Below are 22,493 nucleotides of genomic sequence, written 5' to 3'. Positions count from 1 at the left end.
GCGGGTTAAGCGGACACGCAGTTGGCGACGCAGTCTGCGAACGCTGCGCTCAGACGTTTTTCGTCGAGATCTCGGCCAATGAACACGAGGCGGCTTGTGCGCTCCTCGCCGACGCGCCACGCTGCACCGGGGCCGCCTTCGAGCAACATATGCACGCTATGGAAATTAAAGCGGCGCGGTTCGCCATCAAAGTTGAGGATGCCCTTCATACGCATGAGTTGAGCGCCTTCACGCTGCACCAGCTGATTGACCCAACGCGTGAAGCGCGCGGCATCGAGTGGCCGCGTGTCGGTCACGGAGCACGTACGAATCGATGTGTCGTGCTCGTGATCGTGCGGGGCGTCTGCATCGAGCAGGTCTGGCTCGAGCTCAAGTACGGTGGGTAGTGCAAAACGGCGTACGCCAAGTAATGAGTCGGCGGCAATCCGGCCGTGACTGGAGGACATGAGCGTGGCAATGGGGTTCAGCGTTCGTATGGACCGCTCGATCTGATCGCGCTCCTTGCTGTCGACGAGATCGATTTTGTTGACGATGACGACGTCCGCGAACGCAATCTGCTCGCGCGCAATTTCGTCGCCTAGCTGGCGCGGCAAGTTACAGGCGTCGACGACCGTCGCGACGGACTCGAGATCCAAAGCCTCGCGCAGGTCTGGATCCGCCAGGAATGTCTGGAGCACGGGCGCCGGGTCCGCAAGGCCAGATGTCTCGACAATCAGTCTGTCGATGGGCGTGGCTCCCAGCTCGTTTTGACAAGCGAGCAGAGTTTTCAGGCTTGAGACCAGATCAGCGCGAACGGTACAGCACACACACCCATTGTTAATTTCGACAAGCGCTTGCTCCTCGGCCTCAATTAGTTCGCCGTCGATACCCACTTCGCCGAACTCGTTGACAACTATTCCAATACGACCCACATACGAGTGCAACAGATGATTGACCAGCGTTGTTTTGCCGGCGCCGAGAAAGCCGGAGATCACAGTGACAGGGAGCTTGCGAATGAGATGCGGGGTCTGCGCGGACATTTAATGGCCTCTGGATGAGCGAACGTCCCTGAGAACAGCGAGGAGCGGGCCAAGAGTCAAGGCCTGGCGCGCGTGGACCCAATGCTGTCTTGCGGCGTCGGGTAGCGTGTCACGAATGGCCCGAACTAACCAAAAGAGACGTCGATCTGCGTTGCCCGGTGCGGATCGCATCCAGAAATTGCACAAGGGAGTGCACCATATGAGCCGCTGTTCACACATGGATGGTGCCGTGGGCGCACATTTCCACCCCAAAGCGGTGCGTCGCTTTGAAGGCGGTTGGTTCTGGAAAGGCCTTTGGCTATGCAGGGAACTGCTACGCGTGCAGATGGCTGCGGCACTCCATCCAAACTGCTGCATCCTGCGCACGCAGGTGAAAGGCGCGATCGCCGAAGTTAAAGCGGATCAATACCATTTCCATGATGCTGATCTTCCAAGGACGATAGCTTCATTCACCGGAGCCCGCCGGGTGAGGAGCGGGATAGCCATCGTGAGCGCGGCGAGAAGGGATGTACGGGTCTCGTGATCTTAGCGCCCACTTATGTCCACTGCTTTTAACAGAGGGCAACTGTCGCTGCTGATTTGCAGCGGTAGTCGCCCCCACCGGGGTCTGGCAGAGGGAAGTCAAGACAGGCATGCTGGCGAGGAGTTCGCCGGGCAAAGGTTGGGTACGAGACTCTCGCAAGTGCAGGCGAGAGGGTGAGTCAGGCGGCTATAGTCCTCGCCGCCACTCACGCGGATTCTGGAGTGTTGCGTCAACGGGTTAAATCGATAGTCCGCAAGAGGCGGTGATTACTGTTTTACAACATAAATTGGCGGGGAATAGGTGCTCAAAACAACGTCACTGCGCTGTTCTGGCCGCTGCTTCTCATATTTTGCGCTAGCTTCGGTTGGCTGCCTCAACACGGTGTAGTCTGTTTTCCCGATGGACCAGGAAGACGGATTAGCCGACGTATCGAAGTGGATTGCCGATGCATCGCTTTGTGCCAAAGCCACACCCGGAATTGCAATGACTGTTGCAACGAGGATTTTTTGAAGCATATTCATGAGTTTCATCCGATTTAATCAGGCGGGCCATACGAAGCGGACGTCCCGGTATCGAAATCGGGCATACATGTAAACGCTTCTCAAGCACCCGTCATTAAAGTGCATATGCACATAAAGACGCGCAAAATTTCTAAACCATCGTCTGGTCAGGTTGTCGTGCCCTGAAGTCCAAACGCGCGCCGGAGGCTCTTGTCGACCTGGGCGAACGGCGCAAAGCGACGTAAAAAGCTGAGAAGCTTCGCGCGTCCGTCCGCTGGCTGCCTGAGCTGCCGTGCGCCCCCGATGATTGAAAGGACCTTCTTCGCGACTACGCCCGGAGGGGGGGCAGTATTCACTTGTTGCTGAACCGCGTTGACGCTGCTCGCCAATGCGGCGGCATAGTCCTGGATGACGGCCAGCGTTCGCGTTGCGTTCGTGTCCAGCTTCGTTCGCGTAAAGCTCGGCTCCACGAGCACGACACGGACGCCCAACGCTCGAACCTCATGGTCCAGCGATTCGGACAGTCCTTCGAGCGCGTGCTTGCTGCTTGCATAGATCCCCATGAAAGGGGCTGGCAGGAAACCCAGAACCGAACTGATGTTCACCACGAGTCCGGTGCGATTCTGTCGCATCGAGGGCAGGACGGCGCGCACTACACGCAGGACACCGAAGACATTGACGTCGAACAATGCTTTGGCTTCGGCGTCACTGGTTGCCTCTACTGGACCAACCAGGGAGACACCAGCATTGTTGATAAGGATATCGATGCGCCCGGCTTTCTCCAGTACGAAGTTCACCGCCGAGGTCACTGACGTCTCGTTCTGCACATCCATCTGAACGTACTCGACGCCAGGCGCCCCAGCTACGGTATCCAGTCTGCGCACGCCACCGAAAACACGATATCCCGCATCTGACAGCGTTCGTGCGGTTGCGTCTCCGATGCCGGACGACGCGCCGGTAATCAAAACGACTTTTCTGGTCATGAGAAGTATTCCTGCTATATGGAATAACGTGTGTCAGGAAATGGTGTGAACGAGTTGCGCCATGTGAGCCTGGATGCCGTCCGGATCATTCCTGAACGCCTTTGCCGTGGTTTGCGAGAGTTCGCCGGGAAATACTTCATCCAGTTCTTCAGCGAGGGCGTCCAGTGTTCCAGCGGCGACTTGCTCGGGCGTCAGTTTCGGTTCCGGCAAAGCTGCGCCCATAGCTGTGTCCGTTTGTGCTGGCAAGACGGCAAGAACCTGAACGCCTCGCGACTTCAGTTCGGCCCGCAAGGTCCGGGTGAGATGCAATGCCGCCGCTTTCGACGCCGAGTACGTTCCAGCGACGGGCAACGTGATATGTGAGAGAACCGAGAGAATGTTGACGACGGCTCCGCCCGCGCGAAATGCCGGGGTGTCGCGCAAAGCCTGCGAGAGGGCGAGAACGCCGAAGTAGTTGACTTCCATCTCTGTGCGTGCGCCGGTGGTGTCGCTGGCAGACAGTACACCGGTAAAGGCGGCTGTGCCTGCGTTGTTGATCAGCAGAGTGATATCGGTAGCGGTTTTCGCGGTGGCCGCAATCTGCTCAGGACGGGCAAGATCCAGTTCTACGGCGACAAGACGGTCCGAGCTGGCAATCAGGTCCTGCACGGACGCCGGGTTTCGCACGCCCAGATAGATCTTTGCCGCGCCACGATCGAGCAATGTTTTGACAAAAGCACGGCCAATACCGCCGTTCGCGCCGGTCAGCAGTACGACGGAACCTTCGATGATCATGTTTAACTCCAGGAGGGTAAGAGGTCGGGCGGTAGCAACAATTTATCATTGCGAATACAATGAATACAATGATTACGAATGCAATGAATAAAGTCAAGCGATTTCCAGGAAGGTATTTCGAATGCGCCGCAACCATCGCAGGCAGGAAGTCTCAACCGGAACCGTCGTTTTTCTATGCGACCGGTAGCGCTCGGCATGCCGGAGCGCTTGACCCGCCGGTGCGAGGCCGTAAAATTACGTTCGCAATCAATAAATCCAGCCGGGCCGTCGTCGGTCGTCGTGCCTGGGTTTTCTGGAGGACAGCATGAAGGTCACGAAGGCACAGGCGACTGAAAACCGTGAAGCAATCGAGAAAGCCGCGGCCGCCCTGGTGCGGGAGCGAGGGTTTGACCAGACGAGCGTTGGCGCGGTCGCGGCGGCGGCGGGTCTGACACATGGCGCGCTTTACAGCCACTACGGGTCTAAGGAGGCGCTGGCAACTGCTGCGACAAACCGCGCTTTCCAGGACACGCTGGAAGCATTTGCCGGACTTTCGGCGACGGAGTTTTTTCAGCGCTATCTGTCTGCTGCTCACCGCGATCACCCCCAGTTCGGTTGTCCCAACGCGGCACTCGTGAGTGAGGTCTGGCGACAGTCTGTCGCCACGCGCGAAGCGTTTCACGACGGCGTAAAGCGCTACGTACAATTGATTGCGAAGCTGCTCGAGACCGAAGATGAAGCGCAGGATAGGGCCACGGCTGTGACGATGCTTGCCGCGATGGTCGGGGCGGTTGCCCTGTCGCGGGCGATAAAGGATGTCGATCTGGCATATTCCGACGAAATTCTTAACGATGTGGGCATTGAGCTCGTGCGATTCACCGAAGAGCGCGAGCATGCCGGCGACAACGACTCTTCGCGCGCTACGGATGCACGTGCGGGATCCTCGGTGTCCGAGCGGCCGGTCTTACGGGCGAAACGCGGTGCGAGGGCCGCCTCGAGCCGGCGCAAATGAAGTTCAGTGCACGTCGAGCAGGAGCCGGGTGGCTTCGCTTGGGCATCGATCTGAAGCCAATGCCCGGTATCGATCGCACAAAGCAAGCCGGTCGTCCCCTGTGAATCGATGTGCTGCACGATGCTCACCCGTAGCGCCGGAATTCAGCAATGCGGCGCGGGTTGGCGGCGACCTCGTCGGGCAGGTGGTACGTTATCTGCGTGAAGGCGACGGCTGCACCAGGTTGTTGTCTGACTTTCCTGTCGATCACGGGCCCGGGAAAATCATAGTAGTCCACTGTCTGCGCCTTGGTGAGGTCACGCTGAAGCAGGTTGCGCAGAAAACCGATCAGCCAGGCATAATGCCGCGAGCCTTGAAGGAGATGCAAGGCAAGCGCTTGCAGCTTCCTGTTCGCGAAAAGTGCGATCAGCCCGGGAACCCACAACCCGGGCGAATGGCCATAAAAGACATTCGTCAAGCCTTCGGCCCTCGTTTGGCCGGCGTCATGGTTGCCACTCTTTCCGGAGCGGTTTCGGGCAATCGACGCCGCCTTGCAGGCCTCTGACAGTGGAAATGCGGGGGCGCGCAGCACGGCTGCGGGTATCCGTCTGGCGATGCGACCAGCGTCTGGCATGCGGAGATTACGCGCCGCCCGGGACCGCATTCTTCCCGACGGAGCGTGCAGATTGCGATTGCTGTGGTTGAAGTGAATCCGGATTCCATCCACCGCCGAGTGCCTTGAACGTCGCGATAGCCGCGCGAGCCGTTTCCGTTTGCGCCTGTGCCCTCGCGTCAGAGGCCTGCAGAAGGGTTTCGTCGGCGTGCAGTACATCGATGAAGCTTGCGGCGCCCCCCCGGTAAGCGGCCATCGAGGAATCTCGCGCTTTCGATAGTGAGGATTCTGCGTGCGAAAGTGTGTCGGCCTGCGCCCCGCGGTTCACCAGCGACGAGAGCGAGTTTTCAACATCCTCAGTCGCGCGAAGGACGGCCTGGCGATAGGCTGCAAGGGCTTCCGCATCCGCACCCTTTGCTTCCTTGACGTCCGCGTTGATGCGCCCAAAGTCGAACAGGCGCCAGCGTAACCCGACGAGACCTGCCATCTGGCTGGCACCGCCCGTGAACAGCGTGCCGGTGGCCGCGGCGGTTGCACTGCCCAGGAATGCGCTCAGCGAGACCGTAGGATAGTACTCGCTGATTGCCGCGCCAATGCGGGCATTGGACGCCGCGAGGTGACGTTCCGCGGCAATCAGATCCGGTCGCCGTTGCAGCAGGTCTGCGGGTGTGCCCATTTCCGAGATGGAAGGGGCCGCGGGGATTGGACCTGCGGCTGTGAGCTCTGTCCGGTGGGTACCCGGAGGGGAGCCGAGCATGACGTCAAGTGAGTTCAGCGCCGCGTCCAGTCCCGCATTCAGGACGGGGACCGTTGCCTTAACCTGGTCGAGCGATCCTTGTGCTTGCTGAACCTGATAGTCAGCAGCTGCGCCCTTCGAGTAAAGGAGCTTCACATCAGCGAGCAGTTCTTCCTGTGTTTTTACCTGCCGGTTTGCGATATCCAGGCGGGTCTGCAGGCCACGTATCGTAACGTAGATGTCTGCGGTCTGAGCTGCGACAGCAAGCCGGGTGGCGACAGCCGCTGCCTGAGTGGCTGAATAGTTCGCGAGCGCCGCTTCACGCTGCCTGCGCAGGCCGCCGAAAATGTCGATCTCCCAGCTTGCTTCCAGGTTGACTTCGTACTCGCTGCCCCAACGGTTATAGCCGGGCTGCGCGTTGAGCAGTTGACCGACTGGCGTATCGACCGACTGGTAGGCCCGGGACGCTGAGCCCGAGACCGTGGCCGAAGGGAGCAGTGCTGCATCAGCGCCACCCAGGCGTGCCCGGGCCTGGTCGATCCGAGCGACGGCCTGGGCGAGGTCCAGGTTCTGGGCAAGCGCCAGGGAAACGTAGCGGGTCAGCAGTGGATCATTGAAACCCTCCCACCAGGCTGACAGATCTGCTGGGGTAGCAGTTGCGGCCTTTGCGGCCGGCGGCTGCGTCATATAGCTCTGCGCGAGCGGTGCATCCGGCCGGTGGTAGTCGGGACCCACGGCGCAGGCAGAAAGGGCAGCGGCGCTAATCAGGAGAAGAAGGGGACGAAACGAATGCATGATGATCTCGGAAAGTGGTAGGTCAGTGACCAATATACAATATGGTCACTGGTTGTCAATGACTCTCTGAGAGGCTAAGCTTGAGACATGAACACGCCCATCACCCCCCGCCCCCCGTCCCGCGGCCCCTCGGAACACGAGGTTCGCGCCCAGATCGTCGAAGCAGCGACTGAATATTTCAGTCGTTACGGATACGAGAAGACTACGGTTTCCGACCTCGCTAAGGAAATTGGTTTTTCGAAAGCGTATATCTATAAGTTTTTTGACTCGAAGCAGGCCATAGGCGAGGTAATCTGCTCTAACCGCCTTGCTGCCATCATCACGACAGTGAACGCCGCCGTCGAAGACGCCCACAGCGCAACCGAGAAATTTCGTCGGATGTTCAAGGCGTTACTCGCCTCAGGCAGTCAGCTCTTCTTCCAGGATCGCAAGCTTTACGATATCGCCGCTGTTGCTGCCGCCTCGCCATGGCCCTCAGCAAGGGGCTACGAGGAGCGGATCCGGCAACTTTTGTCCGAAATTGTGCTTCTCGGACGGGAAACGGGCGAATTTGAGCGCAAGACGCCGCTGGATGAGGCGGTGAATGCGATCCTCCTGGTGATGAAGCCTTACTTCAATCCCTTGCTGCTGCAATACAACCTCGATGGAGCGGAGGAAGCGGCGCTCCAGCTCGCGGGCCTGGTGCTCAGAAGCCTGGCACCATAAATTTTCAATTGTGACTATTGACTGATTTGGTCACCGGTATCAGAATGAGGTCTCCTATCCGTCGCAAGGAGCGACCTCATGTTCCGGCATCGTTACTTTGTTTTCTCAGTGAGCCTGGCGTCGCTTGCCCTCGCGGCATGCGGTGACCGGCATGTTTCCGATCCGCGTACCGAGGCTCCGCTCGTACGCACAAGCGTTGTCCAAAATGCACCGGGGGCGAGCCGCTCGTTCACGGGTGTGGTTGGCGCCCGCGTCCAGAGCGATCTTGGCTTCCGGGTTCAGGGAAAGGTCATCGAGCGTCTGGTAGACGCGGGGCAAACAGTCAAGCGTGGCCAGCCGTTGATGCGCATTGACCCGATCGATCTGGGGCTGCAGGCACACTCGCAGCAGGAACTGGTTAATGCGGCGCAGGCTCGCGCTAGCCAGACCGCAGACGACGAAGCCAGGTATCGCGATCTCGTGGCTGCGGGTGCGGTGTCAGCATCGACGTATGAGCAGCTCAAGGCGGCTGCCGATTCAGCCAGGGCACAGCTCGTTGCCGCAAAGGCGCAGGCTGATCTGGCGAACAACGCCTCGGGGTATGCCGTTCTCGTGGCGGATGCGGACGGCGTGGTCGTGGAGACACTGGCCGAACCGGGCCAGGTCGTCTCCCAGGGGCAGATTGTCGTGCGTCTTGCGCACGCCGGCCCGCGCGAAGCCATCGTACATCTGCCCGAAACACTTCGCCCCGCTCCCGGTTCGGTTGTGCAGGCGACACTCTACGGCGCGGACAAGAAGAGTGTCCCTGCCACGTTGCGGCAGCTCTCGGACTCCGCCGATCGTCTGACGCGCACTTACGAGGCCAGGTACGTCCTCACGGGCGCACTGTCCGATGCGCCGCTTGGTGCCACCGTGACTGTCAACCTGCCAGGGGGACAGCGGCAGGGCGCACTTGAGGTACCTGCGGGCGCATTGTTTGATCCGGGAACCGGCACGGGTGTCTGGACGATCGAGGGATCGCCAGCGCATGCGTCCTGGCGCAAGGTTCACATCGCGGCATTGGGCAACGAGACGGCAACTGTCACCGGCGATCTTCACGAAGGGGAGCGAGTAGTGGCGCTTGGGGCCCAGTTGCTTCACGTTGGCGAAAAGGTGCGCCTCGCCGACGACAGTATGTCGACGGCTTCGGTCGCGCGGGAAGGAGAGACTCGATGAGCGGCTTTAATCTCTCGGCACTTGCGGTGCGCGAGCGCTCGGTCACCCTGTTTCTGATCATCCTGATTTCTGTTGCCGGGATCGTCGCGTTCTTAAAACTCGGACGGGCGGAAGACCCGCCCTTTACCGTCAAGTCGATGACGGTCATCACCGCCTGGCCCGGTGCCACGGCGCAGGAAATGCAGGATCAGGTCGCCGAACCGCTTGAAAAGCGCATGCAGGAGCTGCGCTGGTACGACCGCACTGAAACCTACACCCGTCCGGGGCTGGCGTTCACGACCGTGACTTTACTGGACAGTACGCCGCCCGCCGAGGTGCCCGAGCAGTTCTATCAGGCCCGCAAGAAGCTCTCCGATGAGGCGGCGAATCTGCCCCATGGCGTAATCGGTCCGCTTGTCAATGATGAGTACTCCGACGTAACGTTTGCGCTGTTCGCGCTGAAGGCAAAGGGGCAACCCGAGCGCCTGCTCGTGCGCGATGCGGAGGATCTGCGTCAGCGGCTGCTTCACGTGCCGGGCGTCAAGAAGGTGAACATTGTCGGCGAGCAGGCCGAACGGATTTATATCTCGTTCTCGCACGACCGGCTCGCGACACTTGGCGTAACGCCGCAGGACATCTTTGCGGCGCTTAACGGACAGAATGTTCTGACACCGGCCGGGTCAATCGATACGGCGGGCGCGCAGGTGTTTATTCGCGTCGAGGGGGCGTTCGACAAGTTGCAGAGAATTCGCGACACGCCCATCGTCGTTCAGGGCCGCACGCTCAAGCTCTCGGATGTGGCCACCGTCGAGCGTGGTTACGAAGATCCGGCCACCTTCCAGATTCGCAACGACGGCGAACCGGCGTTGCTTCTTGGCGTTGTCATGCGCGACGGGTGGAACGGCCTGAACCTCGGACAGGCACTTGACAAGGAAGTGACTTCGATCAATGCCGGGTTGCCTTTGGGGATGCGTCTTACCAAGGTGACCGACCAGGCCGTTAATATCCACTCGGCCATCGACGAGTTCATGGTCAAGTTCTTTGTCGCACTGCTCGTGGTGATGGTCGTGAGCTTCGCCAGCATGGGGTGGCGCGTCGGCATCGTGGTGTCGGCAGCCGTGCCGCTGACACTCGCGGGCGTCTTCGTCGTCATGGCGGCAACAGGCAAGAATTTTGACCGCATTACACTCGGCTCGCTGATCCTCGCGCTCGGGCTGCTTGTCGACGATGCCATTATCGCCATCGAGATGATGGTCGTGAAAATGGAGGAGGGGTATAGCCGTGTTCAGGCATCGGCCTATGCCTGGAGCCACACGGCCGCCCCGATGCTTTCAGGCACGCTGGTAACGGCAGTCGGGTTCATGCCGAATGGCTTTGCGCGCTCGACGGCGGGGGAATATACCAGCAACATGTTCTGGATCGTTGGTATCGCGCTGATCACATCATGGATCGTTGCGGTTGTCTTCACTCCGTATCTGGGTGTCAAGCTGCTGCCCGACATTCCCAAAATCGAGGGCGGGCATGCGGCGATCTATAACACCCCCAATTACCAGCGCTTCCGGAAGTTCCTGGTACGTGTAGTCCAGCGCAAGTGGATGGTCGCAGGGGCTGTCGTCGTGTCGTTCGTGATTGCGGTGATGGGAATGGGTGTGGTGAAGAAGCAGTTCTTCCCGACCTCGGATCGCCCGGAAGTTCTCGTTGAGGTGCAGATGCCGTATGGCTCATCCATCGAACAGACTTCGGCGGCAACGGAAAAAGTCGAGGCATGGCTCGCGAAACAGCCCGAAGCGAAGATCGTGACGTCGTACATTGGGCAAGGTGCACCGCGTTTCTATCTGGCGATGTCTCCGGAACTCCCGGATCCGTCCTTCGCGAAGATCGTGATAAACACGAACGATGAGAAGCAGCGGGAAACCCTCAAGTTCCGTCTGCGCGCGGTCATCGCGCAAGGTCTGGTGCCTGGAGCGCAGGTTCGCGTCACCCAGCTCGTGTTCGGTCCTTATTCGCCGTATCCGGTTGCGTTCCGCGTCATGGGCCCGGATCCGCAAAAGCTTCGCGCCATTGCCGCGCAGGTCGAGGGCGTCATGAGTGCCAGCCCGATGATGAGAACGGTCAATACGGACTGGGGCCCCGTGGTTCCCACCCTGCACTTCACGCTGGATCAGGACCGGCTCGGGGCTGTCGGTCTGACGTCCAGTGCGGTTGCGCAACAGTTGCAGTTCCTGCTGACCGGCATTCCTGTCACGAACGTGCGCGAGGACATTCGATCTGTCGAAGTCGTTGCGAGGTCGGCTGGCGATATCCGTCTCGATCCGGAAAGGATTAACGGATTTACCCTGGTCGGCGCGGCGGGTCAGCGCGTGCCGCTGTCGCAGGTAGGCAAGGTCGATGTCCGGATGGAGGATCCGATTCTTCGTCGGCGCGACCGCACGCCGACCATTACCGTACGGGGCGATATCGCCGAGGGCCTTCAGCCGCCTGATGTATCGACGGCAATGCTGGCAAAACTGCAGCCGGTCATCGCTCAGTTGCCGGATGGGTACCGGATAGAGGAAGCCGGGGCAATTGAGGAGGCAGGCAAGGCGAATCAGGCTCTCGTGCCACTGTTTCCGATCATGATTGCGCTCACGTTGCTGATCATCATCTTCCAGACGCGGTCGATCGCCGCCACGATGATGGTGTTTGCGACCAGCCCGCTGGGGTTGATCGGCGTAGTGCCGACACTGCTGCTGTTCAACCAGCCGTTCGGGATCAACGCTCTCGTGGGACTCATTGCGCTCTCCGGCATCCTGATGCGCAATACGCTGATCCTGATCGGTCAGATCGAGCAAAACGCGCGGGAAGGCATGACGCCGTTCCACGCAGTGGTGGAAGCCACGATCCAGCGATCCCGGCCAGTTATCCTGACTGCGGTCGCTGCAATGCTGGCCTTCATCCCGCTGACACATTCGGTGTTCTGGGGCACGCTGGCCTACACGTTGATTGGGGGAACCTTTGCGGGAACGATCCTGACGCTCGCTTTCCTGCCAGCGATGTATTCCATCTGGTTCAAGATCAGGCCGGACGGCAGTGAAGGTCAGGCCGCTCACGAGGACAGTGCTAGCGCGGTCGTCCAGCCGTAAGCAGCCTCCCCAGATTTCCCGCTTGTGGTTGCGCCGATTCTGGCTATTCCGCGAGCGGGTTTTCGAAGAGGGAGGGCGCGACCGGGCCGATCTGGATAAGCCTCTCAGCCCGATCATCGTGTGCGCCGCTGCGTTTGCGGTCCGACAGTTTTGCACCGCATCTCTTTCTGGTAGTCGTGTCTGCCAGATATCACGCCAAGAATTGGGAGTATCGTGAAAACCTTTCAGCAAGCATTTACTTTCGACGATGTCCTGCTCGTGCCTCGATACTCGGACGTGGTTCCGAAGGATGTCGATATCTCCACGAAGCTTTCTCGAAGAATCCATATCAACCTGCCATTTCTGTCGGCAGCGATGGATACCGTGACCGAGAGCAGACTTGCAATTGCCATGGCGCAACTCGGCGGTCTTGGAATCGTTCACAAGAATCTGTCTGCACGTGATCAGGCCGACGAGGTCCGGAAGGTGAAGCGCTATGAGGCCGGGGTGGTGCGTGATCCCGTAACAGTAGCGCCCGGGAGTGCAGTCGGAGAAATCAGGGCCTTGGTAGACCAGCTAGGCATCTCGGGCTTTCCGGTTGTGGATGAAGGCAAGCTGGTAGGCATTGTCACGAATCGAGACCTGCGATTCGCGGCGCCTGAGCAACTGGTGCGCGCGATCATGACACCCCGCGAGGCATTGGTAACAATGGAGGAGCACGAGAAGAGCAGCGTGGCGTTTGAGCTGATGCGCTGGCACCGGATTGAGCGCGTCCTCGTTGTCTCGAGCGAATTTGAGCTGAGAGGCCTCGTAACAGCAAAGGATCTTTCGCTGACGCGAGATTTCCCCCTCGCGACGAAGGATTCTGAGGGAAGGCTCCGTGTGGGTGCGGCGGTTGGCGTGTCTGACGCCGATATCGACCGGGTGGATCTCCTTGTAGAGGCGGGTGTTGATCTGATAGTTATCGACACGGCACACGGTCATTCCAAAGGTGTTATTGACAGGCTGCGCTGGGTCAAGAGTCAATACGCACACGTCGATGTTGTGGCTGGCAATATCGCTACCGCTGCGGCTGCAAAGGCTCTGGTGGATGCTGGTGCCGATGCGGTCAAGGTGGGAATCGGGCCGGGCTCGATCTGTACTACGCGTGTCGTTGCAGGCGTTGGTGTCCCCCAGGTGTCCGCTGTGTCGTGGGTGGCAGACGCAATTCGTGGCTCGGGCGTTCCCGTGATTTCCGACGGTGGAGTCAGATATTCCGGCGATGCCAGCAAGGCATTGGCGGCAGGCGCGGACAGTGTAATGATGGGTAGCCTCATTGCGGGGACAGAAGAGTCCCCGGGTGATGTATTTCTTTACGAAGGCCGTCAATTCAAGGCGTATCGCGGGATGGGTTCTATCGGTGCGATGAAGGAGGGCTCGGCAGACCGGTACTTCCAGGATAACTCTGCAAATCTCGACAAGCTTGTACCTGAGGGTATCGAGGCACGCGTTGCATACAAAGGTCCGGTGGCGCCGATCCTGTTCCAGATGGCGGGCGGCCTACGGGCTAGCATGGGCTACTGCGGCTGCGCAAATGTCCCGGAATTCCAGAAGCACGCTGAGTTTGTCAGCATAACCGGCGCGGGACTTCGTGAGTCTCATGTACATGATGTTCAGATCACCAAGGAGGCTCCGAACTATCGGATGGGATAACGGAAACGATATCCGAAGCCAGAGGCGGCCGTTGCCTTTGTGGACCTTGTCGACCGCCATCTTCGTATTCTCTACAAAGACTTCCCCAATCTAAGCGAGCACTAACCTATCGGGCCGACTGCGACACGGTTGAAAGGTGGCGATCCGAAGACCGGCGTACGTTGCGTATGTCGCTGTGGGTTCGAGGTACAAGGACCGCGTGTCTAAATACGAACATCGGTCGGGCAGACAGTGCTCCCTGATGAAAGGCGCGCGCCAAAGGCTCCAGTCGTACAGCCGGCATTCGGGTCCTAGGCATCCCAATCGTCCGTCTGATGCTCACCGGGACCACCCCGAATGCGCCTGCACCTACGCGGCACTCGTAAGCGACGTACGGCGATAAGCTGCCGGCACGCACGAAGCCTTCCGCGACGGCCCCCAGCGCTATGTGAGGTTGATTGCCCAAACGCTGGGGACGGGCGGTGAGGCCCAAGGCCAGGCGACAGCGGTGACCACGGTAGCTGCTTGGGTAAATGCGGTTGTCTTATCGTGGGCAATCCGGGACACTGATCCTTCTTGTTCGAGTGGATTCCTCAGGGACGTCAGCGCGCAACTCTCGCGCTTCACAGCGACTGACGAGCGCCTGCGTGGCGAGAACTTGCCTCACGCCGGAACTGAATGTGCAGACGTACATGAGTGAGCCCGGATAGCCGATACGGGCCGACTCTGTATCAACTTGAGAGCACGTTGGAAAGTGTTTTAGAAGGCGGAACGACCATCTCGACGTTGCCCGTCTCAACGTCATAGACCAGGCCCGAGACCGTATAACCTCCGACGATATCGGCGTTCGCACGCAGGGCCGCCACGTCGAGCGCGACTGCTTTATACGGGTCGTTGAATTCCAGGGTGTCGAGTTCAGCTAGCGTCACTCCCATATGTTTTGCCAGGAGGCGCGGTTCATGACAGTAGCACCGCTTGATGCCGCAGTCGGTATGGTGCAAAACGATGAGGTTCCACTCGGGTCCGATGTCTCCACCTGCAGCAATCGCTACTGTGCGCAGAATACCTAGCGTTTCAAAGACAGCAGGATTCACGCGGCCGCCGACGTTACGGAAGATTCCTGCCTCGCCGGAAGCGAGCTTGAACAGATCCATGGGATCGACGCGCGGGTCCACGCATCCAATGATTAACGCTTTGCTTGTCGGCATCATCCGAAGGCGCGGATCGAATCCATTTTCGGCAAACTCGACATTACGACGCATCAGCGTATCGATGTAGTCCATGACGTTCTCCTCGCAAATGAAATATGACGCTTTTGAGCATCAGGCGACTGCATCAGAGCGTGTTCAGCGGGATTCTGAGGTAGCACTTGCCGTTGTCGTCCGCCGGTGGAAAGGCACCGGCCCGCATGTTCACCTGCATCGCATGAAGAATCAGCTTCGGTAAGGCCAGTGTCTGGTCTCGCGCAGTGCGCGCCGCTATAAACGCGCTCTCCGTTATACCGTCACGAATATGTACGTTCGCGGTGCGTTCGGCCCCGATGGTTGTTTCCCAGGCGTAGGTGTCGCGCCCGGCGGCCTTGTAGTCGTGGCTCAGGAACAATCTTGCTTCGTCGGGAAGGCGCAGTAGTCGCCGTATGGAGCGGTAAAGCTGCCGCGCGTCTCCGCCGGGCAAGTCGGTCCTTGCAGTCCCGTAGTCCGGCATGAAGATCGTGTTGCCGCAGAACACTGAGTCGCCGATGACATAGGCGACACCGGCTGGCGTATGGCCAGGGGCGTTTAGCACCCTGCACTCGATCGCGCCGATTTTGAATTCCTCCCCGTCATCGAACAGATGATCGAACTGCGAGCCGTCTCGCGGGAACTCCGGTCCGGCATTGAACAGCTCACCAAAAATTGTCTGGACCGTCATTATGGCGCGCCCGACTGCAAGCCTACCGCCGACGTACGCCTGCAGAACAGGCGCGGCGGTCAGGTGGTCTGCATGCGCATGGGTCTCAAGTAACCATTCAGTCGAGAGGCCCTCGGATTCAATATACGCAACGATGGCCTGGGCAGACGTCGACGAATATCGGCAGGTCGGCGCGTCGAAGTCGAGCACAGGATCGATGACCGCCGCCGCAAGTGAGACAGGATCATGAACGACATAGCTTGCGCTAAACGTGGCCTCATCAAAAAATGCACGGATAATCGGAGTCGGATATTGACCAGCGCGGGTCTGAACAATGTTCGCGATGGCGTGTTCGAGTGGTTGATCCACGCGACGTCTCCTTTGTCTTGCCACGACTGTTTCTGATTCACACTTCAGGAATACCTGAGCGGAATGCGGTTCTCCGGAGCAACAGCATCTGCGCCCCGATGGCGGAGCCGGTTTTGCAGTGGGACATTTGATTCTGCGACGAACCTGACTGATGTCTACCCGACCCGGTCCTGCGACCGATCTACAGATGACGCCTTGATCATCGCCGTCGAGTTGCTGCACATCGCGTTTCGCGTGCGTTTTGGACGAAAGACCGGATCCCCCCGTACAATCAAGTGGCCCGACAGTATGCAGACTCCGCTTTTTCGGGCAACGACTTTCCGCCATGTCTGTTCCCCATATCGACACCCGATCGAACTGCTCCACGAGACGAGCACGGTATCGGGTGACGGGCGGTCAAGAATCACTATGTGGACGATCTCGGGGTTTAAGTTGTCACTGGCGAAACGCTCGTCCCCTCGTAGGAAGGGAGGTACAGGTGGAGACATTCGTAGAGAGTCGAGAATCCTGCCCCAGCGATGCCAATCGACAGCCTTTGTGACGCCTTCGATACGGGGAGTGCTTTCCATAGTTTGATTACCGCCATTTGGTAAGGAGCGTAGCGGGGGAAACAGCGTTGCTGAGCGTGCGCCTTTTCCGATCGCCTGCATGGAGCGGCATACAGGCTAATTGCAGGCACATTGTCAGCTTTGCAGGAAATCGAGCAGATCCAGGTTGATTGCATTCGCGTTTATCGTGGCCATGCCGTGCGAGCCGCCGGGGTAGACCTTGAGCCTTGCATTCGGTGCGATCTCGACGGAACGCCGCGCCGATGCGTCGATGGGGACGATCTGATCGTCGTCGCCATGCAGAATCAGCAGGGGCACGTCGATTTTTTTCAGATCTTCGGTATAGTCGACCTCGGAGAATTCACGGATGCAATCGAATTGTCCTTTGATCGAACCCATCAGCCCTTGAGCCTGGAAAGCGTCGATCGTACCCTGCGAGACTTCCGCGCTTGCCCGGTTGAAGTTGTAGAAGGGAGTCGCCAGATCCTTGTAGAGCTGCGAGCGGTTGTTGACCACGCCTGTGCGAAGTCCATCGAATACCTCCAGCGGCAAGCCACCGGGATTCTCTGCGGTTTTCAGCATGATCGGCGGGACGGCGCCGATCAGTACCGCCTTTGCGACGCGCCCGGTTCCGTGTCGGCCAATGTAATGGGCGACCTCGCCACCGCCGGTTGAGTGTCCAACCAGTACGGCCCCTTGTACATCGAGATGATTCAAAAGCGCTGCGAGGTCGTCGGCGTACTGATCCATGTTGTTGCCGTCCCACGGCTGGCCAGAGCGGCCGTGTCCGCGACGATCATGCGCAATGACGCGATAGCCCCGGGTTCCTAGAAACAGCATCTGTGCATCCCAGGCGTCGGCGCAGAGCGGCCATCCGTGGGAAAAAACGACAGGCGTTCCAGTACCCCAGTCTTTGTAGAAAATTTCAGTACCATCCGTCGACTTGAAGTAGCTCATTATGGATTCCTGATTGATTGGTTCTCGATGAAATTTTTCGGAAAGGGCCATGCGGCGATCAAACTGGAACGGCGTTTGGGATTCGTTTGCCGGACTGGCACTCTTGATTCCCAGCGTAACGCATGAAGCCATTGCGATCTTGGACAAAGCAACGGCACGATGGAAAAATCATGGGCGTTCGCTGCAAGGATGCAGGCATCAGGTTTCGAAGCGTCGACGGCAACGCTTGCGTGAAGCTAGCGCCGACGATTGTGCAAACGCCAATCTTTCGGCCCGCACCCTTCCAGCCGCGAAAACACGCGCGAGAAATGGCTCTGATCGAAAAATCCACAGTTGGACGCGATAGTTGCAAGGCTCGCGTCGGTCTCACGTAATTGGGTTTTAGCCCGTTCGATTCTCTGCTTGAGCAACCACTGATGGGGCGTGAGCCCGGTGGTCTGTTTGAATGCCTCGGAAAAATAGCTTGAGGAAAGACCGCACTGGCCCGCGAGGTCGAGAATGGACGGATTGCCGTGCAGATGAGCTTCGAAGAACTCGTTGACGCGTCGCATCTGCCATGGAGCGAGTCCGGCTCGGCGAGCGCGATTGGGCGTATTGGCGTTGCCATACCGCATGACCACATGCTCGCAGAAAGCGAGGGCAATGTAATCGACAAGCAATGAGCCAACGGTCTCTGACTGTTCCAGTACTGTCTGCAATGTTTGCGAAAGGCGGAACAGGACTGGATCGCTGGCGCCGAAGCCTCGTTGCATGAGACCTCCGATGCGCCGCCGCCCTTTTTGATAGGCAAATTCCTCGAGGGTGCTTTGGGAAAGATAGAGCCGGATGTTATCGAACGGAAAATCCAGCCGACGCGTCGGACCCGTGCGCAGGTCGAAAAGATAGCTATGGCCTGGTATGCACGATGTCGGTTCGTTGAAACGCCCCCCGGAATAACGAACGTCGGAATCCGGACACATGATCAGCGGAATCTGGAAGACAAACGCTTCTTCGGGACGTGGCGCCAGAGAGCGTCCAGGTTGCGGCCGGTCGTTTGTTAACCTTGAGAACGAGATTGGCGGACCCTGCGAAACAATACCTGCGCGCACGGTCGGTGCTTCCAGCAGGTTGAACTGCCTGGCGATCGTTGCCTCCAGCGACGGCAGGTCCAGATCCACGGGACTTCTCTCGTTCATTCATCTCGCTCGCGAAGGGGCCGTTCCAATGGTCCTACCCTTGCCGGATGGCCGGGGGGAAAAGCCTGAATCGCAAATCTAACTGAATTTTATTACTGCTGCGCGCGCTGGCCATCGTTATCTGCGATGGTTGCCAGTTGGCGCGGGAAGTCGCTGCAAGGTTTGCGATCATTGACCAGGCGGACAGGCATGACCCGCGACTGCGGGTCACCGTGAAGAAGTGCGTGCACGGCCATTTGCTTCGTGACGCCTGGTTGTCACGCTTCAATTAGGCGTAGCGGCACACTATGACGCCGAAAACCCGAAACAATCATGACGTTTGTTCACGGGCCCCGAGGTGGCTGATCATGCGGGCGCGATTCCCCACTATCGCATTCCGCCACTGGCGATGATATGTTCACCCGTCAACCACTTTGCATCGTCGGAGGAGAGGAAAACCGCAATCGACGCCACATCGTCAGGTCTGCCTACACGCCCTAGCGGCGTCTGGCTGACCGCCGAACTCTCGAACTCCGATCCAATCACCCCGGCGGTCTCTGCGCCTTCGGTCACGATTACGCCCGGATTGATCGTGTTCACGCGAATCTTTCGCGGCCCGAGTTCGCGAGCGAGTGCGCCGGTGATGGAATCGACCGCGCCTTTCGTGCCGCTATAAACGGCGGTCGTTGCCGGCGTGAGCGTCGAAACGACCGAGCTGACATTGATGATGCTGGCGCCCTCGCCAAGGTGCTGGAGCGCCGCCTGCGTGGTGAGCAGAACGCCAAGCACGTTGATGTCGAACTGCCTGCGGTATTGCGCCTCCGTGAACGCGTCGATGGGCGCGAACTCGTAGACGCCGGAGTTGTTCACGAGGATGTCGAGGCGGCCATAGGTTTCGATCGCCGCATCGACGATGCCCTTTGCGTCGGCGGCCTTCGACACGTCGCCGCCCACGGCAATCGCCTTGCCTCCGGTTGCTGTGATTACGGACACAACGGCGTCCGCGCCGGTCTTGCTGCTCGCATAGTTCACGACAACCGATGCGCCCTCTGCCGCAAGTGCCTTCGCGATGGCCGCGCCGATGCCTTTCGACGCGCCGGTGACGACTGCCACTTTCCCTGCAAGTTTGCTCATGATTTTCACCTCAGTGTGAGTGAATCCGCTGATAGAAACCGACGTCGCGTCGCGCACGATGCAATCGCCAATGCTTTCTGCCACCCCGGGCTGGTGCGCCGTCGCGAAGTCGGAGCGACGATCGCCGGGCGCACGACGAATCGACGCGTATCGTCCCGCAGGACTTTTGCTTCAGCCCGGCCACGGCGAATTGCGGATCACGGAACAAAAATTGCCGCGATGGAAATGCGGCTCCTTGTCGGCGATCACGTCGGCTTTCACGTTGCCGAAGGTGGTCTCCGGTTTGTGTTTGATGCCGTCATAGAAGGCTTGAATGATCTCCTCCTTGAAGCGTGGCGGGCGCGGATGCGCATGCGTCACGGCTTCGCGTTCCTCGTGGGAAAAATCGTGGTAGGAGAGGCCGAGCACGTCCATCTCGACACCGGCCGTCACCAGCGCGACGATCGGGTGCATATGGCGCGGAATGCCGGGCGTGGTGTGCAACGCGATGGCCGTCCAGACGAGATCGATGTCGGCCGCGGTAATGCCCCGCGTCGAGAGAAAATCGCGGGCCGCATTGGCACCGTCGACTTCGAATCGTTCGGTGGCGCTGCTGTACGCACCGGCAAGGCCTACGTCATGAAACATGGCGCCCGCGTACAGGAGTTCAGGATCGAATTTCAGGCCGCGGCGCGCGCCCTCCAGTGCACCGAACAAATACACGCGGCTCGAATGATGAAAGAGCAGCGGGCTGGACGTGTCGCGCACGAACTCGGTAATTTCCCGTGCAAGCAGACTATCGGGGACGGCGACATCCTGAACGAACTGTGACATGACGTTTCTCCATAGAGAGGTGAGCGGGCGTCGGCATCGAGGCAGACGCCGCGCGCGAATGGCGTGCTATTTCGTTTCAGTCGTCGCCGCGAGTCGGGCCAGCGCCTCGCGAACGCCCGCGCCATACAGGGGGTCAGCCTTCGAGCAATTGAGAATGTGGCGTTCCTGGATAGACGCCTGAACGGAGGCCATCTGGCGAGCGGTGTTATCGAACAGCACTTGCTGTTGCGCCTTGCTCATCAGACGAAACAGATCGCCCGGCTGAGCGAAGTGATCCACGTCCACGCGATGGTCCCAATGAGCGGCGTCGCCTTCGATGCGCAGCGGCGGCTCGTGAAGCTCGGGCCGCACTTCCCATTCGCCGGCACTGTTCGGGTAGTAAGAGGGCGTGCCGCCAAGGTTGTCGTCGGTGCGCATGGCGCCGTCCCGGTGGTAGCTGTGCACGGGGCACTTCGGCGCATTGACGGGAATGTGATTGAAGTTCACGCCGAGCCGATACCGTTGCGTGTCGCCGTAAGAGAAAAGGCGCGCCTGCAGCATCTTGTCCGGCGAGAAGCCAATGCCGGGCACCACATTCGCGGGCGAGAAGGCTGCCTGCTCGACCTCGGCGAAAAAATTGCCGGGATTGCGGTTCAATTCGAGGACGCCAACCTCGATCAACGGGAAATCGCGTTTCGGCCAGACCTTGGTGAGATCGAACGGATTGAATGGCAGCGACCTGGCTTCATCGTCGGTCATCACCTGAATGAAGAGCGTCCAGCGCGGAAACTCGCCGCGCTCGATGCTCTCGTAAAGATCGCGGCCGTGCGTTTCACGGTCCTTTCCGACGAGGTGTTCGGCCTCGCTATCGGTCAGATTCTCGATGCCTTGCTGCGTACGAAGGTGAAACTTCACCCACGTCCGGCGATTGTCGGCATCGATAAGACTGAACGTATGGCTGCCGAATCCGTGCATGTGGCGATAGCTGCGCGGAATGCCGCGATCGCTCATGACGATCGTGACCTGATGCAGCGCTTCCGGCAACAGCGTCCAGAAGTCCCAGTTACTGTTCGCGCTGCGCAGTCCCGTGCGCGGGTCGCGTTTGATCGCATGGTTGAGATCGGGAAAGCGCAGCGGATCGCGGAAAAAGAACACGGGCGTGTTATTGCCCACGATGTCCCAGTTTCCTTCTTCGGTGTAGAACTTCACCGCGAAGCCCCGGATGTCGCGCTCGGCATCGGCGGCGCCGCGCTCGCCTGCCACGGTCGAAAAGCGCAGGAATACCGGCGTGGTCTTGCCGATTTCCGAAAAGAGCTTGGCTTTGGTATAGCGTGTGATGTCGTGCGTCACCGTGAAGGTGCCGTGGGCACCCGACCCTTTGGCGTGCATGCGCCGTTCGGGAATGACCTCGCGGTCAAAATGAGCGAGTTTCTCTATCAGCCAGATATCCTGCAGCAGCGCGGGACCGCGCGGCCCGGCCGTTTCGATGTTCAGGTTGTCGACAACGGGTGCACCCGTTGCGTGATCAAGACGCGTAGACGTATTGCGATTTGTCATGCCACGACTCCAGGGAAGGTTGTGCGGTACCGGCGCAGCACCGTAGCGTTCCGGGCTGGTGGATGCGCGAGGCTTTATGGGCAAATCAGTGTGTTTTTTTCTGCAGGCGTGACGGACGAAGCCCGCCACCGCGCTGCGATAGCCACTCGATCAATGCGAGATGAGGGGCGGAGGCATCGACTTGTCGATGTGAAGAGAGCGTACCTGTTGGGTGTCAGACCGATCTTGGATAAAACAACGATTCAATGGACGAATCGTGGGCGGTTGTGTGAACCAGAGGCAATCGCTGATTTGCGAAGGGCAGAGGAATCGGGCGAATTATGTGCCGATAAAAATCGAGCAGGCGCCAATGCATCGATAACGACGCCCAAGCATGCCGGACGCTATGGGTTCTGCTGGCGCCATCTTTCGGCCCGCATCATTTGAGGTGCGAAAACACTGATCAGTGTCGCTATGTGCTGGACGTATCCGTCGCGGCGGTCACTCGCCATAAATGGCGCGGTACCCGTCTGCGCGAACCCGGAATGTG

20 protein-coding genes are annotated in these 22,493 nt (G+C 59.3%); 6 read left to right on the top strand and 14 right to left on the bottom strand.

All coding sequences use genetic code 11. From position 1 onward, the window contains the following. Positions 1 to 5: 5 nt before the first annotated feature. The gene (locus BBA01S_RS35450; protein ID WP_052392035.1) at positions 6 to 1,019 is read right to left on the bottom strand and encodes a CobW family GTP-binding protein; all 1,014 of its coding nucleotides are present in this window, start codon (positions 1,017 to 1,019) and stop codon (positions 6 to 8) included. A gap of 199 nt (positions 1,020 to 1,218) precedes the next feature. On the opposite strand from BBA01S_RS35450, the gene BBA01S_RS47255 reads away from it, so the two are divergent. Beyond that, positions 1,219 to 1,542: a hypothetical protein gene (locus BBA01S_RS47255; protein WP_156966193.1), complete on the top strand. Its 324-nt coding sequence runs from the start codon at positions 1,219 to 1,221 to the stop codon at positions 1,540 to 1,542. 266 nt (positions 1,543 to 1,808) lie between these two features. Here the strand turns inward: BBA01S_RS47255 and BBA01S_RS47250 are convergent, their stop codons facing one another. The 3 genes from BBA01S_RS47250 to BBA01S_RS35440 all read right to left on the bottom strand — a co-directional run bounded on the left by BBA01S_RS47250 (position 1,809) and on the right by BBA01S_RS35440 (position 3,799). Next, the gene (locus tag BBA01S_RS47250) at positions 1,809 to 2,063 is read right to left on the bottom strand and encodes a hypothetical protein (RefSeq protein WP_156966192.1); all 255 of its coding nucleotides are present in this window, start codon (positions 2,061 to 2,063) and stop codon (positions 1,809 to 1,811) included. A gap of 146 nt (positions 2,064 to 2,209) precedes the next feature. Further along, a complete protein-coding gene (locus BBA01S_RS35445; RefSeq protein WP_042298423.1) occupies positions 2,210 to 3,025 on the bottom strand; it encodes an oxidoreductase in 816 nt (271 codons plus the stop codon). Positions 3,026 to 3,058: 33 nt separating this feature from the next. Further along, the gene (locus BBA01S_RS35440; protein WP_027820571.1) at positions 3,059 to 3,799 is read right to left on the bottom strand and encodes an SDR family NAD(P)-dependent oxidoreductase; all 741 of its coding nucleotides are present in this window, start codon (positions 3,797 to 3,799) and stop codon (positions 3,059 to 3,061) included. A 304-nt stretch (positions 3,800 to 4,103) separates the two neighbouring features. Here BBA01S_RS35440 and BBA01S_RS44215 point away from each other — a divergent pair, with 304 nt between their 5' ends. Continuing rightward, positions 4,104 to 4,790: a TetR/AcrR family transcriptional regulator gene (locus BBA01S_RS44215; protein ID WP_052392034.1), complete on the top strand. Its 687-nt coding sequence runs from the start codon at positions 4,104 to 4,106 to the stop codon at positions 4,788 to 4,790. Between the two features lie 124 nt (positions 4,791 to 4,914). On the opposite strand, the gene BBA01S_RS47245 is transcribed toward BBA01S_RS44215, so the two are convergent. Further along, positions 4,915 to 5,247 carry a hypothetical protein gene (locus tag BBA01S_RS47245; RefSeq protein WP_156966191.1) on the bottom strand — a complete coding sequence of 111 codons (333 nt, stop codon included), beginning with the start codon at positions 5,245 to 5,247 and terminating at the stop codon, positions 4,915 to 4,917. Positions 5,248 to 5,410: 163 nt separating this feature from the next. Then, the gene (locus BBA01S_RS35425) at positions 5,411 to 6,913 is read right to left on the bottom strand and encodes an efflux transporter outer membrane subunit (protein ID WP_027820569.1); all 1,503 of its coding nucleotides are present in this window, start codon (positions 6,911 to 6,913) and stop codon (positions 5,411 to 5,413) included. A gap of 87 nt (positions 6,914 to 7,000) precedes the next feature. Here BBA01S_RS35425 and BBA01S_RS35420 point away from each other — a divergent pair, with 87 nt between their 5' ends. The 4 genes from BBA01S_RS35420 to guaB all read left to right on the top strand — a co-directional run bounded on the left by BBA01S_RS35420 (position 7,001) and on the right by guaB (position 13,584). After that, positions 7,001 to 7,618 (top strand): TetR/AcrR family transcriptional regulator, encoded by a 618-nt coding sequence (locus BBA01S_RS35420; protein ID WP_027820568.1) that lies wholly within the window; start codon positions 7,001 to 7,003, stop codon positions 7,616 to 7,618. A gap of 78 nt (positions 7,619 to 7,696) precedes the next feature. Continuing rightward, complete coding sequence (locus BBA01S_RS35415; RefSeq protein WP_027820567.1) at positions 7,697 to 8,812, top strand: efflux RND transporter periplasmic adaptor subunit; 1,116 nt, start codon at positions 7,697 to 7,699, stop codon at positions 8,810 to 8,812. Beyond that, a complete protein-coding gene (locus tag BBA01S_RS35410; RefSeq protein ID WP_027820566.1) occupies positions 8,809 to 11,913 on the top strand; it encodes an efflux RND transporter permease subunit in 3,105 nt (1,034 codons plus the stop codon). Before BBA01S_RS35415 ends, BBA01S_RS35410 begins: the two co-directional genes overlap by 4 nt. A gap of 213 nt (positions 11,914 to 12,126) precedes the next feature. Next, a complete protein-coding gene (gene guaB, locus BBA01S_RS35405; RefSeq protein ID WP_027820565.1) occupies positions 12,127 to 13,584 on the top strand; it encodes an IMP dehydrogenase in 1,458 nt (485 codons plus the stop codon). 710 nt (positions 13,585 to 14,294) lie between these two features. Here the strand turns inward: guaB and BBA01S_RS35400 are convergent. The 8 genes from BBA01S_RS35400 to BBA01S_RS35365 form a co-directional block, all read right to left on the bottom strand. Continuing rightward, entirely contained in the window at positions 14,295 to 14,846 is a 552-nt protein-coding gene (locus tag BBA01S_RS35400) for a carbonic anhydrase (RefSeq protein ID WP_027820564.1), read from the bottom strand. Between the two features lie 52 nt (positions 14,847 to 14,898). Continuing rightward, complete coding sequence (locus tag BBA01S_RS35395; protein ID WP_027820563.1) at positions 14,899 to 15,822, bottom strand: MBL fold metallo-hydrolase; 924 nt, start codon at positions 15,820 to 15,822, stop codon at positions 14,899 to 14,901. A gap of 155 nt (positions 15,823 to 15,977) precedes the next feature. Next, entirely contained in the window at positions 15,978 to 16,310 is a 333-nt protein-coding gene (locus BBA01S_RS48695) for a DUF3331 domain-containing protein (protein ID WP_407668366.1), read from the bottom strand. Between the two features lie 195 nt (positions 16,311 to 16,505). Then, positions 16,506 to 17,327 carry an alpha/beta fold hydrolase gene (locus BBA01S_RS35390; RefSeq protein ID WP_027820562.1) on the bottom strand — a complete coding sequence of 274 codons (822 nt, stop codon included), beginning with the start codon at positions 17,325 to 17,327 and terminating at the stop codon, positions 16,506 to 16,508. Positions 17,328 to 17,563: 236 nt separating this feature from the next. Next, complete coding sequence (locus tag BBA01S_RS48690) at positions 17,564 to 17,878, bottom strand: helix-turn-helix transcriptional regulator (RefSeq protein WP_407668365.1); 315 nt, start codon at positions 17,876 to 17,878, stop codon at positions 17,564 to 17,566. Positions 17,879 to 18,868: 990 nt separating this feature from the next. Further along, positions 18,869 to 19,615, bottom strand: a complete 747-nt coding sequence (locus tag BBA01S_RS35375; RefSeq protein WP_027820561.1) for a glucose 1-dehydrogenase — start codon at positions 19,613 to 19,615, stop codon at positions 18,869 to 18,871. A gap of 171 nt (positions 19,616 to 19,786) precedes the next feature. Next, positions 19,787 to 20,428 carry an HD domain-containing protein gene (locus BBA01S_RS35370; protein ID WP_027820560.1) on the bottom strand — a complete coding sequence of 214 codons (642 nt, stop codon included), beginning with the start codon at positions 20,426 to 20,428 and terminating at the stop codon, positions 19,787 to 19,789. 66 nt (positions 20,429 to 20,494) lie between these two features. Continuing rightward, positions 20,495 to 21,964: a catalase gene (locus BBA01S_RS35365; protein ID WP_027820559.1), complete on the bottom strand. Its 1,470-nt coding sequence runs from the start codon at positions 21,962 to 21,964 to the stop codon at positions 20,495 to 20,497. Between the last annotated feature and the right edge of the window lie 529 nt (positions 21,965 to 22,493).

It is taken from the genome of Paraburkholderia bannensis NBRC 103871 (genome assembly GCF_000685015.1).
Taxonomy (GTDB): domain Bacteria; phylum Pseudomonadota; class Gammaproteobacteria; order Burkholderiales; family Burkholderiaceae; genus Paraburkholderia; species Paraburkholderia bannensis.
This window is presented reverse-complemented; position numbering and strand designations above follow the sequence as displayed.